We start from the raw sequence: 13,522 nt of genomic DNA on the forward strand, positions 1-13,522 counted from the left end.
GCCCCGGATAGGCTGGCCGCGCTATGGATTCCCGTACCGGTCTGCCTGTTGTCGGCATGGTGGGTGGCGGCCAGTTGGCCCGGATGACCCACCAGGCCGCGATCGCCCTCGGCCAGTCACTGCGTGTGCTCGCGACCGCCCCCGACGACGGCGCGGCGTTGGTCGCCGCCGACGTCCAGTACGGCGACCACACCGACCTGGCCGCCCTGCGCACCTTCGCCAAGGGCTGTGATGTGGTCACCTTCGACCACGAGCACGTGCCCTCCGAGCACATCCGCACGCTGACGGCGGAAGGGGTGACCCTCTATCCGCCGGCGGACGCGCTGCTGCACGCCCAGGACAAGCAGGTCATGCGGGAACGCCTGACCGAGCTGGGCGCGCCCAACCCGGCGTGGCGGCCGGTCGATGAGCCCGCCGACCTCGTCGGTTTCGGCGAGCAGGTCGGCTGGCCGGTGGTGCTGAAGGCGGCGCGCGGTGGCTACGACGGCCGGGGCGTGTGGATGGTCGACGACGCCACCCAGGCCACCGAGCTGGCCGCGACGCTGCTCGCCGGCGGCACCCGGCTGATCGTCGAGGAGCGGGTGCCGTTGCGCCGGGAGCTGGCCGTGCAGGTCGCCCGGTCGCCGTTCGGTCAGGTGGCCGCGTACCCGGTGGTGGAGACGGTGCAGTCCGACGGCATCAACGTGGAGGTGCTGGCCCCGGCTCCCGGCCTGGACGAGGAGCTGGCGGTCTCCGCCCAGCAACTCGCCATCGACCTGGCCACCGCGCTCGGGGTGATCGGCCTGCTGGCCGTGGAGCTGTTCGAGGTGCGCGACGACGCCGGCCGGCCCGCGATCGTGGTCAACGAACTGGCGATGCGCCCGCACAACTCCGGGCACTGGACCATCGAGGGTTCCCGGACCTCGCAGTTCGAGCAGCACCTGCGGGCGGTGCTGGACTACCCGATGGGCGACACCTCGCTGACCGCGCCGGTGGTGGTGATGGCGAACGTGCTCGGTGGAGAGCCGGGCGGCATGTCGATCGACGAGCGGCTGCACCACCTCTTCGCCGCCGAGCCCGGCGCCAAGGTGCACCTCTACGGCAAGCAGGTGCGACCGGGCCGCAAGGTCGGGCACGTCACGGTGCTCGGCGACGACCTGGACGACGTACGGGCGCGGGCCGCGCGGGCCGCCCGCTGGTTGCGCGAGGGGCACGAGTGAGCCCTACGGTCGAGAAGGAGACCTCGGTGAGCACGGTCGGCTTGATCATGGGTAGCGACTCGGACTGGCCGACCATGCGCGCCGCCGCCGAGGTGTTGGACGACTTCGGCGTGGCGTACGAGGTGCGGGTCATCTCGGCGCACCGCACTCCGGTGACGATGATCGAGTACGGCCGGGACGCCGCCGACCGGGGCCTCAAGGTGATCATCGCCGGGGCTGGCGGTGCTGCCGCCTTGCCGGGCATGGTCGCCTCGGTGACGCCGCTGCCGGTGATCGGTGTGCCGGTGCCGCTGAAGCACCTCGACGGCATGGACTCGCTGCTGTCCATCGTGCAGATGCCGGCCGGGATCCCGGTCGCCACCGTGTCGATCGGCAACGCCCGCAACGCGGGCCTGCTCGCCGTACGGATCCTCGGCGCCCACGACGAGGCCCTGCGCGCGGCGATGACGACCTACCAGCAGGACCTGGAGAAGCTGGTGGCAGACAAGGAGTCCGCCCTCCAGGCAACCCTGCCCTAGCCGTACCCCCGCGATCTTGCACTTTCGGTCGTTGCTTCGTGGCTTTTGCGCCTTATGTCGCGACAGAAAGTGCAAGATCGCGCGAGGTCGCTCCGCGAACCCCGGCCCACTCACCCACGCCGCAGGGACCCTCTGATCTACCTCATGCCGCGCAGGGCGGTCTGGAGGCGTTCCTGGGCGCGGCGGCGGCGCTCGTTACTCGCGCCGAGCACGAGTAGCAGGATGCCCACCGGGATGAGCGCCAGCCACGGGCCGAGGCTCACCAGCGCGTGGATCGCGGCGATCGCCGTGACCGATGCGCCGACGATCACCGGTGCCTGCTGCCGGCTGGACGAGCCGAAGATCAACACCGCGACCGCGCCGAGCAGCAGTAGCATCTGCCGTACCGTGCTGGACTCGGTGGCCAGCACGATGGCCAGCGTCGGTACGAAGGCGGCGACCAGCGCCGGCCCGTACGCCACCCAACTGCTCAGGTCCGGTCGGTGGCGCAGCTCCAGGACGCCGACGAGCAGGGCCAGCGCGGCGAACGGCAGCGTGTACGCCTCGGGCAGCGCCACGTCGGCGACCCGCATCAGGATCCACCACGCGGTGATCTCGCAGATCACCACGGCCCAGAACAGGATCCGGCGTTCCACCGGCCGACGGCCGGGCCGGGTTGCCGCCACGCCGAGGACCGCACCCCAGGCGGCCAGCAGGGCGGCGATGTGTCGGGGCGAGTCGAAGGCGAGGGCCAAGGCGATGAGCGCGGCGGCGTAACCGGTCCACTCTACGGTGGACGCCTCCCGCTGTGCCTCGGGACGGCGCAGCCGGGGCAGGGTCGCGGCGAGCACCTGCAGGACCGCCCCGACCGCGAGCACCCCGAACGCGGACCAGACCGCCGCCAGCCCGGCGACCAGGCCGGCGGTGAGGACGAAAAGCTGCGCCATGAGCGAGGCGAAGAGCCAACCGAGGATGCGCGCCCGCTGGGTGGTGCCGAACACCGCCCCCACCGCCCCCACCGCGACAGCGCTGCCGAGGGTGAACAGGGTCAACTTTCGATCGGCCAGACTGCCGGCGAGTCCGGCGCTGCCGCCGGCCAGACCGATGACGAACACCAGCACCCGGGCCAGCCGCAGCGAGCGGGCACGCTCGGCCAGCGGCGGCGGTGGGGTCAGCGCGAGGCCGAGCATCGCGATGGTGAAGACGGAGAGCGCGGCGACCGTGCTGGCGGGCCAGCCCCGACCCAACGCGATGGGTGCGATCAGCAGGGTGACGGCTGCCCCGGGCAGCACCACCGGCACGGCCCGGGACCGCCGCCCGCCGCTGAACCCGGTGGCGGCCAGTGCGGCGGTCGCGGTGAGCAGCAGCGCCGTCAGCACGTGCGTCGGGTTGACCACGTCCGGCGGCGGGGTGAGCAGCTCCGGCGGCGGACCCTGCCAGATCCGGGTCAGGGTGCGGTGGGGCTCGACCAGCGCGGTGACCAGCGCCGGTGCGATCGAGGCGAGAGCCAGGGCGGTCGGCAGGGCCGCCGCGGCCAGTGCACCCGCGGCCGGGTTGACCCGCCACCGGCGTCGTTCCGGGTCATCGGGCAGTCGCCGGAGCGCGCCGTCGAGCCGTACCGCCCAGCGCCGGACCGGCTGGGCGGAGCCGGTGGGCGGCACGGTGGCCGCTCGGATCAGCTCGGCCAGCACACCGAGCAGCGCGGCGGCAGCCGCGTAGACGCCTGCGGGAAGGCCGGTGGGGATGGCGGCGAGGGCGCTGATGCTGGCCCCGCCGACCACCGCGACGCTGACCCAGGGCAGATATTGCGGGACCTGGCGGCGGACCGCGGCCACGGCGGCGAGGCCGAGGCTGGACGCGGCCAGCGCGGCGGTCAGCACCACCTGCGCCGAGTTCTCGAATTCGGCGGCCAGTGCCGCCACCGCGCCGGGGAGGGCCAGCAGCGCCGCACCGATCGCCGCGCCACCGATCTGCACCAGGTGCGGCGGCATCCCCTCGGTGTCGATGTCGGCCACCTGTGGGCCGGCCAGGACGCGTGCCAGCGTCGCCACCACCACGCCGATCAGCGCAATGCTGCCCAGGGCCAGTGCGGTCGTCCAGGGCTGGACCAGGCCGGCTCCGGCGGCGTGCAGCGCGACCACTCCGGCCACGGTCGCCCGGGACAGCCCGGCGCGCGCCTCCTCGCTGGCTGCCGCCGCCATCCCGTAGACGGTGGCGACAGTTGCGCCGACCAGGACCGGCGACCACCAGGCCAGATCGAACGCGGCCGGCGCGCCGATCGTGGCGAGCACCACGGCCGCGCCGGACACGTCCCACCGCCAGGGCGGCGGGAGCAGGATGCCGGCGGCGAGGGCCAGCAGCACCAACGCGACAGGCGCCTGCCAGGTGGCTCCGCCAACGGGCGCGGCCGGCCAGCCGCTCAGGTCGCCCTGCCAGATCGGGCCGGGGGTGGCCAGCACACCGACCCCACCGCGAATCGCCGACCAGCCGGCGAGTACGCCGATGAGGAGACCGCCGGCGGCGAGGCCGAGGATTGGTCCGCGTCGCCACTCCTCCGGCATGGTGCGTGCTCCCACGGCGACCACCAGGACCAGTGCGGCGGCCATCGCCAACTGCCCGCCCGGGGCGAGTACCGCCCCGATCCGTACCAGCGTGGCGATCAGGGCGGTGGTGACCGCCGCGGCGGCCAGGTCCGAGCCGTCGAGGGTGAGGTCGGCGCGACGGCCAGCGTCGATGGATGGGGCCAGGAACAGCAGCACTGCGGCGACCAGCAGCAATGCGCCCACCCAGGCGTCGGCGACGGTCGCCCCGGGCGCTCCGAACGCGGCGGCGGTGATCAGCAACGCGCCCAGCCCGGTGCCGACCGACAGCGGTGCGGGGATGCGGCGCTGGGAGACCTGCACGACGGCGGCGTAGCCGAGGGTCACGCAGACCGCCAGGAAGCTGGCCGCCAGCACCGGGACGGTCACCTCGCGGAGGCTGGCCGGGGTGAGGGTCGGCTCGGTGGGCACGGTGGCCGCCACGAACGCGGCCACCGCCCCGGGCAGCGCGAACGCAGCCCCTCCGGCGGCCCAGGCGGTGACCGTGTCGGAGGCGGCCGAGGCGATCCGGATCCGGGGTGCCAGCGCGACAAGCGTGCCGGCCGTGAACAGGGTGAGCAGGACCGCTGCGGTGAGTGCGGGGCGCGACAGGCTGGCACCGGCGCCGAGCAGGCCCACCACGGCCGCTCCGATGGCGTGCGCCGCCGCCGCCCGGTCGGTGCGGGCGGAGAGCCCGATGACCCCGATGCCGATCGCGGTGATCACCATCGGCCAGGGTGCCGCGGCCCAACCGAGACCGAGCGAGGCCGGTATGGCGAGCGCGGTCAGCGCCGCGCCGGCGACCGCGAACTCCCGGCGGATCTCCGCCGGCAGGGCCAGCACCGCCGCGATGGTGAGCAGGAGGGCGGCACCCGCGAGCTGCCAGGTGGTCGGCCCGACCGCGGCGGCCAGCGCGGCCGGATACCGGTCGAGGTCGGCATCCCAGGCGGGCAGTGCCGCCCGGACCGGCGCCAACCCGGCGCGTAGCGCGCCACCGGCGACCACCAGCCCGCTGACGGTCAGCGCCACCGCCGAGGCGAGCTGCGGGCCGCGTCGGGCCGCCTCGGGGACCACGCGCACGGCCAGCCCGGTCACCGTGATGACCGCAGCGATCAGCAGCAGCGCGCGGCCCGGGAAGGCCACCGAGGCGATGCGACTCAGCGCGCCGATCACGGCCAGCGTGACGATGCCCGCCGCGACGTCGGGCAGCGGCGCGCGACGCAGCACCAGCGCGCCGGCCAGCCCGATCGTGGCGGCCAGCAGCAGCACCACCCCGGCGCCGGTCGCGGTCGGCACGGTCTGTGCCCGGAGCAGGGCGGTGACCGCGTACGCCAGGGCGACCGCGACCGCCACCGCGTGCAGCACCCAGGTCAGCTCGCCCAGCCCGGGGACCGGGCGGCTCGGCCCGGTGTCGGCCGAACCCGCGCTGGCGTCGATCAGCTCGGCAACCTCCTCCGCATCGCTCTCCGGCCGGGTCTCGACGCCGCGTTGGCGGGGCGCCGAGGTGGTGTCCGACGGTGGCAGATCCTGCCGGACGGGGCGTTCCAGGGCCACGCCGGAGCGGGCCAGCCAGAGGTCGACGAGGGCGACCAGGGCCAGCACCAGCGCCCAACCACCCGGGCCGGTGATCTGGTCGTACGCCAACAGCGGCAGCACCGGCTGCGCGGCGAGCACGGTGGCGAAGCGAGGTGCGCGTAGACCGGTCCAGCCGGCGTACCCGAAGGCGACTCCCGCGGTGACCGCGAAGAGCACCCCGCCGAAGACGGTGCCGGAGGCGCCGCCCGCGCCGATCCGGTCCACGGCCCAGAGGGCGTTGCCGGCGAGCGGCACCAGCAGCAGGCCGACCGCGGCGATGGTCTCGGCGGTGGAGGTGAGCCCACGCCGGGCCAGCACCGGTGGGGCGAGCAGCATCAGCACCGTCGCCAGGAGCAGGATGCCGAGCCGGGCCAGCGCGTCCATCGAGCTGGTGGCGACGGCGGCGAAGACCACCGCGGCCACCGCGAGCAGCAACGCGCCCAGCCCGAGGGGGATGTTCTGCACTTCGCGCGACGAGGCTTCCGGGGGGTGCGCCGGGTCGTCCGCGTCCAGCCAGCTCGGCCTCGGTGGAGGCGGCGGCGCGTCCTCGGGGGCGGACGGGGTGCCCTGCCGGGGGACCCGGGGCGGCACCGAGGCGCCGGCGGCCGATGGGCGCCGGCCGGGGCGGCGGCGGAGCACGCGGCGCGGCCGGGTGGCCTGCTTGAGCCGCTCCTCTCCGGCGTGGGCGAGGATGTCCCGCTGGAAGAGCGCGGCCTGCATCTTCGCGGCGATCTGCCGCTGCTCGCTGGCGATGGCGGCGTCGCGCCGCTTCATCTCCGCGATCGAACGCTCGATGTCCGCCAGGTGCTCGACCCACTGCGGCTGGTCAGCCCCGCAGTGTGGGCAGTGGACGGCCGGTTTGATCTCCCGGCCGCACGAGGAGCATTGAAAGTTCGCCACGACACCCCTCCACCCGCACTGTGGACTCCCACTGTCGCAGCATGCCCAAAGCTGGCCCGGATTTCGACTCTTGTCGGCGGGTCCGGGGCAAACAACGACACCGGCCGGCCACCGATACGTTCGATGGCCGGCCGGTGGGGTGCTCCGATCAGGGGCGGCCCATGCCCCGGTACTCCCAGCCGGCCTGGGTCCAAAGGGCCGAGTCGAGGCAGTTACGACCGTCGACCACCTTGCGACCGTTGACCAACTCACCGAGGACGACCGGGTCGGCGTTGCGGAAGTCGGCCCACTCGGTGAGGACGCAGACCAGGTCCGCGCCGGTGACCGCCTCGTTGATGCCGCTCTCGTAGATCAGCTCGGGCACTGCGCGGCGGGCGTTCTCGCTGCCCTGCGGGTCGTACACGTGCACCTCGGCGCCGGCCTTGTGCAACAACGCGGCGACGGCGAGCGCCGGAGCGTCGCGGACGTCGTCGGTGTTGGGCTTGAAGGTCGCACCGAGCACGGCGATCCGGGTGCCGGAGAAGTCCGGGCCGGCCGGACCGGAGCGGCGGCCGAGCAGATCCGAGGCGAGTTGCAGCACCCGGGTACGACGGCGCAGGTTGATCAGGTCGACCTCGTGCAGGAAGCGCAACGCCTCGCCGGCGCCCAACTCCTGGGCCCGGGCCTGGAAGGCCCGGATGTCCTTGGGCAGGCAGGCGCCGCCGAAGCCGAGGCCGGCCTGGAGGAACCGGTTGCCGATCCGGGGGTCGTAGCCGATCGCGCGGGCGAGTTGGGTGACGTCGCCACCGGAGGCCTCGCAGACCTCGGCCATCGCGTTGATGAAGGAGATCTTGGTGGCCAGGAAGGCGTTCGCGGCGACCTTGACCAGCTCGGCGGTGGCGAAGTCGGTGACCACCAGGGGCACCTCGCGGTCCTCGGTGGCGGCCAGGTCGAACACGCCCTTGTGCGCGGCGTAGAGCATGCCGTTGGCCCACTCGCTCTTCACGCCGACCACGATCCGGTTGGGGCGCAGGACGTCGTCGACGGCGAAGCCCTCCTGGAGGAACTCGGGGCTCCACGCCACCTCGACGCCCAGGTCGCCGGGGGTGTGCTTGCCGACCAACTGCTCCACCCACTCGGCGGTGCCGACCGGCACGGTGGACTTGCCGACGATCAGCGCCTTGCGGGTGAGGTGCTGCGCGAGGCTGGTGACCGACGCCTCGACGTACGACAGGTCGGCGCCCATGCCGTCGGCCCGCTGCGGGGTGCCGACGCAGATGAAGTGCACGTCACCGAAGTCGGCGGTCTCGGCGATGTCGGTGCTGAACCGGAGGCGGCCGGCGGCGAGGTTACGCCGCAGCAGCTCATCCAGGCCGGGCTCGTGGATCGGCACCTGACCAGCGTTCAGCATCGCGATCTTGTCAGCGTCGACGTCGAATCCGAGCACGTCGTAGCCCAGTTCGGCGTAGCAGATGGCGTACGTCGCACCGAGGTAGCCGGTCCCCAGGAACGTCACCCGCGGTCGAGGCGCGCCCGAGGGCGGTGCCACCACGGCGATGGCGGGGGTCGGCTGGATGGTGGGGTAGGGGATCGTCACGCCTGTCTTCTCCGCTCGCACTGGCGGCGCGTCGTCGCGTCGCATTCTGCTGCGGCGCCTGGCGGGGCACCGGAGGGGTGGCTCACTGTTGTCCTCCATCATTGCCCAGCGGCCTGGGTGCACCCTCATGCCCATACCTACGCGCCGGTAACATCACCTGAACTGCAGTAGCTAGTCTTCAGTCTGCGCGGTCGGCGGTCAGGAGTCGCCACAGACTGCGCATGATAGCGGTGAAGGGAAGGGACCCAACATGGCCGCAGGCGAGTCGTTCGACGTCTACCGGTTGCCCGAGGAGCACCAGGCGATCCGGGACGCGGTCCGGGAGGTCTGCACGGCGAAGGTGGCCCCGCACGCCGCCGAGGCCGACGAGACCGGGGAGTTCCCCAAGGCGTCCTACGAAGCACTGCGGGCGGCCGACTTCCACGCCCCGCACATCCCCGAGGAGTACGGCGGCGCGGGCGCGGACGCGCTGGCCACCGCCATCGTGATCGAGGAGGTGGCCCGCGCCTGCGCGTCCTCCTCGCTCATCCCGGCGGTGAACAAACTCGGCACGATGCCGCTGTTGTTGTCCGGTGCCGAGGACCTCAAGCGCCGTTACCTGACGCCGGTCGCGGCCGGGGACGCGATGTTCTCGTACTGCCTCTCCGAGCCGGAGGCGGGCAGTGACGCCGCGTCGATGACGACCCGGGCCGTGCATGACGGGGATCACTGGGTGCTCAACGGCGTGAAGCGGTGGATCACCAACGCGGGTGTCTCCGAGTACTACACCGTATTCGCCGTCACCGACCCGGCCGCCCGATCCCGGGGCATCTCGGCCTTCGTCGTGGAGAAGTCCGACGCCGGTGTGAGCTTCGGCGCACCGGAGAAGAAGCTCGGCATCAAGGGCTCGCCCACCCGCGAGGTCTACCTCGACAACGTGCGGATCCCCGCCGACCGGATGATCGGCGCGGAGGGCACCGGCTTCGCCACCGCGATGAAGACCCTGGACCACACCCGGGTCACCATCGCCGCGCAGGCCGTCGGGATCGCGCAGGGCGCGCTCGACTACGCCAAGGGGTACGTGGCCGAGCGCCGACAGTTCGGCAAGGCGATCGCCGAGTTCCAGGGCATCCAGTTCATGCTCGCCGACATGGGCATGAGGCTGGAGGCGGCCCGGCAGCTCACCTACGCGGCTGCCGGCAAGTCCGAGCGTGGCGACGCCGATCTGACCTACTTCGGCGCGGCGGCCAAGTGCTTCGCCTCGGACGCCGCCATGGAGATCACCACGGACGCGGTGCAGTTGCTCGGCGGTTACGGCTACACGCGGGACTACCCGCTCGAGCGGATGATGCGCGACGCCAAGATCACCCAGATCTACGAGGGAACCAACCAGGTGCAGCGAATCGTCATGGCGCGGGAGCTCATGAAGGGCTGATTCGGGGCTGTTTCAGCAGCTCAGGGAAGGTGTGGATGGGCCGAGGCCGCGGTGATCTGGGCGGCGGGTGCTTCAGGTGTCGCGGCGGGTCGGCGGCAGCATGAGCTCGCTGCATTTGGAGAGGGCGCCGGTCCAGTCGTCCTGGGCGACGTAGGCGACGTAGCCGTCGGGCCGGACGAGGATCTGCGCCGGGTTGGTGATGCCGTAGATGCGGCGCACTCCTGCCGCATCCTTCTCGGGAACTTCGACGGTCTTGAGAGCAGCGCCCGTGCTGGGCCATGAGATGTGCTTGAGCGCCGACACTGCGGGCTCCCCGGCGGCAATGAGGGTGAAGTGAGCACCGCGAAACGTGTCGAACAGTTGGGCTGGCCGGCCGTTGGTGTCGAGGTAACGAGCGTTCGGTGCGCGGTCGCCGGCGACGACGTTGCGGGACTCCTCGCCGCTGTCGGCAGCCAGCGGGCCGCCGCGGTAGTTGAGGGCGAGTTGGCGTTCCTCGTCGCCGCGTTTGGCCGCCGCGAGCGGGCGGCTGCTCATCCGGGCGTAGATGTCGCTCGACAGCCCCAGTACCCGGGCGGCGATGGGCTGCCGTTCCGCCTCGTAGGTGTCGAGCAGGTCGTCGGGGGCTCCGGCCAGGACCTGGCCCAGTTTCCAACCGAGGTTGTAGGCGTCCTGCACGCCCGTGTTCAAGCCCTGACCACCGGTCGGCGGGTGAACGTGGGCGGCGTCTCCGACGAGGAAGACGTTCCCGGACCGGTAACGCTGCGCCAACCTGATGTTTGGCCGCCACACCGAGGCCCAGTGCACCTGCGCCACGTGCAGTTTGGAGCCCGTGAACTCCTGGACGAGGCGGTTCACGGCTTCCTGGCCCAGATCTGCCTTCTCGTCCGGACACAGCTTGAGCATTAGTTGGAACTTGTTGCCGTCGGGCAACGGGCACAGTGCCATGAACCGGCCGTTGCTGCGGGGCCAGATGTGCCACCGGTTGCGGGGCAGACCGGTCAGGGTCACATCAGCGACGATCATCCGGTCGCTCTCGTCGGTGTCCCCGATGAAGTCGATGCCCGCGGTACGGCGGACAGTACTGCCGCCTCCATCGGCGCCGACCAGGAAACGGGCGGAGATCCGCACGATGCCGGCCGGACCTTCCACGGTGGCGACGACACCGTCCGCATGCTGCTCGTAGGACGACAGCCGGGTCCGGTACTCGACCGTGCCGCCGAGTTGTTCGAGACGGCGTTTGATCGCCGCATCAGTGTCGTGCTGCGCCACCAGCAGGGTGTTCGGATGGGGAACATCCTCAGTCGGCTTGCGGTGCCTGATCATCATCCAGGGCACGGTGAGGGGGCCGACATGCGCGCCGAGTAGGGGGTAGAGCGAACTGTGGGACTGGATTTCGGCCAGGATGCCGAGGTCGTCCAGAACCTCTTGGGTTCGTGGCTGGATCCCTTTGGCCCGAGAGCCCTCGAAGCTGTGGTCGGCGGCGTCGATGACGCGCAGCCGAACACCGCGGCGCTGAAGATCACAGGCCAGCGCGAGCCCGGCCGGGCCGGCCCCGACCACCAGCACGTCGATACGGTCAGTCATTGCCGTCACCTCGAAGCTCAAAAGCGGCTGAGTGGCTTCGCCCAATCCATGGATCGATCGGGGCGCTGTGCCAGTGGTTCCGTCGGCCGAACGCCAGGTCAGCGGGGAGTCGCGTCGTTGGTCTAGGGCCTCAGTGATTTACGGCTACACCGTAGCCGAAAAATAGTGGTCGGCGCAATGGCGTGGGTCAAAGCCCGATGGCGCCAGCGACGGTGAGTGCAATGGCATGCCATCCGGCGCCCGCGGCGAGCAACGGCGTGTGCGCGAGGTGTGGAACCAGGCGCCGACCCTGGGACCCGCTGCGTGGGCGAGCCAGAACTGGTCCGGGATCAGGAACAGCGCCGGGCTCAGCCACCAGCGCTGCCCAGTGGTCGCAAACACGACGAGAGCGGCTCCGGCGACGGGTCAGACCATCGAGCCGAAGCAAGGTCAGCGGTCGGCCGGTGACGACGCCTGGCGTTCCGGCGAGGGCGTCGGGCAATGTCCGCACCGAGGCTGGCTTTCCCGTGCGTGGTTCCGGGGCGTTCGCCGGCGGCTCGGGTGGACGGCGTCCTTCTCGGGATTGCCCTGTGCCAGAACGAATGGGACGGCATCAGGCATCGCCCTCCCCGTGTGCACCGTGGCGGCCTATCCGTGCGCGAGCGTCTGCAACCAGACGACCACCAGGCCGGCGACACCCACGGTCAGGAGGAACAGCGTTCGCTGCCACCACGGCACGTTGATGCCGCGTATCGCGACGGCGGCGACGGTTACGAGCGTTGCGAGAAGGACGGCTGCGGAAACCCACAACGCGGCGGTGACGGGCCAGGCGCCGAGAGCGGAGGCGCCGAGCAGAACAAACGGGGCGACGACCGTCACCAACGAGCCCAGCGAGGCCCGCAGCGCGTGGCGCAGTTCCGGACCGTTCAAGAACCTATCGTGTACGGCCAGGTGTGCGAGCGCGTCGGCGGTCAGTGCGGCGACCACGGTCCCGGTGGTCGTGGCGAGCAGAACGAGTGCCGCCGCAAGAGGTGTCCCGGGGTGGGAAGCCACGACGAGGGTGACGGAGAGCGCGGTGAAGGTGACATAGATCCCCTCGCGTAGGGAGTCGGTCTGCTGCGCGGGGGTCGCAGCCGGGGTGAATCGGCGGCGTCGAGAGAACTTCCTGTCAGTATTAATGACTACAGCGTATCCATAAATCTTCGAGCAGGCCAGTGGATCCGCACCGTGATTTCGAGCTCCGCCGCGGGGATAGCCGTCGTCGACCAGGGTGCGCAGGGATCAACGGCCCGGCCAGCCACCCGTTCGAGGCACCCGATGCCAGAGCGTCGCCACGCCGGAGCTGCGGTCCGCAGCGGTCCCTTGAGTCCGGCAATGCCCGCATCCGCTTCTCCTGCTCCCAGGCGTGTAGCGTCGTCGTACTGTCCTGACCCGAAGGGCGTGGCCTCGAACTCGTGATGGGAGACGCGATCGGATGGACGGTCCGGCCAGGGAAGGACCAAAGCGGCCACGAGGACGTCCCGCCGTCGGTCGCGCCCGCATCGTCGAGGCGGCACTCGGTGTCCTCGACGAGGAAGGCGCAGAAGCACTCACCCTCCGAGCTGTGGCCAAACGTCTCTCATCGAGCACAGCGACGCTTTATCGTCATGTCGAAGGCCGCGCTGAACTACTCGGGCTTGTCATGGACTACCTTCTTGGCGAAGCTGACGGCCAGATCCGGGCCCAGCTCGGCGCGAACGCGAACTGGGACGAGGTCTGCCGCAACTCCGCCAGAATCTCGTACCGGGTCATGTCGAGCCACAACGCCTCAGCGCACCTGTTCACCAACACTTTTCCGCTCGGCCCGAACGGCCTGGTCATCCGGGAACGGATGCTGGCCGCCCTGTTGCGGGCCGGGTTTCCCCCCATGATGTCCGTGAACACAGTCGCAACGATCTCCCGTTACGTGGTGGGGTTCGCGATGCAGAACGACGCGACGGTCGGTCGTTCGACGCTGGAGGACGCCTTTCTGGGGGGAGGCGGCGACCGGTACCCCGCCACGGCCTCGGTCGTGCACCTCCTGCCCCGTCCGCTGGACGAGGAATTCGAGTTCGGGCTCGATCTGATTCTCCAAGCCCTGAACAACGGACTCCCGCCTTCCGCACCTGTGGTGGGGCACGGAACAGCTGTTTGAAGCGGGCATCCGTGTGTCGGCTCCCCAAGGTCAACATCCTCGGATG

At 71.4% G+C, this 13,522-nt stretch carries 8 protein-coding genes and 1 pseudogene; 4 read left to right on the forward strand and 5 right to left on the reverse strand.

The window, feature by feature from the left end; all coding sequences use genetic code 11:
• The first annotated feature begins 23 nt into the window (after nucleotides 1-23).
• Both ACFYPM_RS04080 and purE read left to right on the forward strand, forming a co-directional pair.
• Nucleotides 24-1,199 carry a 5-(carboxyamino)imidazole ribonucleotide synthase gene (locus ACFYPM_RS04080; RefSeq protein ID WP_387191019.1) on the forward strand — a complete coding sequence of 392 codons (1,176 nt, stop codon included), beginning with the start codon at nucleotides 24-26 and terminating at the stop codon, nucleotides 1,197-1,199.
• 26 nt (nucleotides 1,200-1,225) lie between these two features.
• Nucleotides 1,226-1,717 (forward strand): 5-(carboxyamino)imidazole ribonucleotide mutase, encoded by a 492-nt coding sequence (gene purE / locus ACFYPM_RS04085; protein ID WP_387191021.1) that lies wholly within the window; start codon nucleotides 1,226-1,228, stop codon nucleotides 1,715-1,717.
• A 137-nt stretch (nucleotides 1,718-1,854) separates the two neighbouring features.
• Here purE and ACFYPM_RS04090 read toward each other — a convergent pair whose 3' ends face one another.
• Both ACFYPM_RS04090 and ACFYPM_RS04095 read right to left on the reverse strand, forming a co-directional pair.
• The gene (locus ACFYPM_RS04090) at nucleotides 1,855-6,750 is read right to left on the reverse strand and encodes an SCO7613 C-terminal domain-containing membrane protein (protein ID WP_387191023.1); all 4,896 of its coding nucleotides are present in this window, start codon (nucleotides 6,748-6,750) and stop codon (nucleotides 1,855-1,857) included.
• Between the two features lie 148 nt (nucleotides 6,751-6,898).
• On the reverse strand, nucleotides 6,899-8,326 hold the full coding sequence (locus tag ACFYPM_RS04095) for a UDP-glucose dehydrogenase family protein (protein WP_387191025.1): 1,428 nt from the start codon (nucleotides 8,324-8,326) through the stop codon (nucleotides 6,899-6,901).
• Nucleotides 8,327-8,576: 250 nt separating this feature from the next.
• Between ACFYPM_RS04095 and ACFYPM_RS04100 the strand changes: the two genes are divergently transcribed.
• The gene (locus ACFYPM_RS04100) at nucleotides 8,577-9,740 is read left to right on the forward strand and encodes an acyl-CoA dehydrogenase family protein (protein WP_387191027.1); all 1,164 of its coding nucleotides are present in this window, start codon (nucleotides 8,577-8,579) and stop codon (nucleotides 9,738-9,740) included.
• Nucleotides 9,741-9,812: 72 nt separating this feature from the next.
• Here the strand turns inward: ACFYPM_RS04100 and ACFYPM_RS04105 are convergent, their stop codons facing one another.
• The 3 genes and pseudogenes from ACFYPM_RS04105 to ACFYPM_RS04115 all read right to left on the reverse strand — a co-directional run bounded on the left by ACFYPM_RS04105 (nucleotide 9,813) and on the right by ACFYPM_RS04115 (nucleotide 12,356).
• Entirely contained in the window at nucleotides 9,813-11,345 is a 1,533-nt protein-coding gene (locus ACFYPM_RS04105) for an FAD-dependent monooxygenase (RefSeq protein WP_387191029.1), read from the reverse strand.
• A gap of 123 nt (nucleotides 11,346-11,468) precedes the next feature.
• Nucleotides 11,469-11,711, reverse strand: a pseudogene (locus tag ACFYPM_RS04110) (DUF4260 family protein); the annotation flags it as partial.
• A gap of 240 nt (nucleotides 11,712-11,951) precedes the next feature.
• On the reverse strand, nucleotides 11,952-12,356 hold the full coding sequence (locus tag ACFYPM_RS04115) for a hypothetical protein (protein WP_387191031.1): 405 nt from the start codon (nucleotides 12,354-12,356) through the stop codon (nucleotides 11,952-11,954).
• 421 nt (nucleotides 12,357-12,777) lie between these two features.
• On the opposite strand from ACFYPM_RS04115, the gene ACFYPM_RS04120 reads away from it, so the two are divergent.
• Nucleotides 12,778-13,476: a TetR/AcrR family transcriptional regulator gene (locus ACFYPM_RS04120; RefSeq protein WP_387191033.1), complete on the forward strand. Its 699-nt coding sequence runs from the start codon at nucleotides 12,778-12,780 to the stop codon at nucleotides 13,474-13,476.
• Nucleotides 13,477-13,522 lie beyond the last annotated feature (46 nt).

Source organism: Micromonospora sp. NPDC005203 (genome assembly GCF_042872705.1).
GTDB lineage: Bacteria > Actinomycetota > Actinomycetes > Mycobacteriales > Micromonosporaceae > Micromonospora.

Coding starts and splice junctions, on each gene's coding strand:
- ACFYPM_RS04120 (WP_387191033.1), top strand. CDS start 12,778: ATGGACGGTCCGGCCAGGGAAGGACCAAAGCGGCCACGAGGACGTCCC.
- ACFYPM_RS04080 (WP_387191019.1), top strand. CDS start 24: ATGGATTCCCGTACCGGTCTGCCTGTTGTCGGCATGGTGGGTGGCGGC.
- ACFYPM_RS04100 (WP_387191027.1), top strand. CDS start 8,577: ATGGCCGCAGGCGAGTCGTTCGACGTCTACCGGTTGCCCGAGGAGCAC.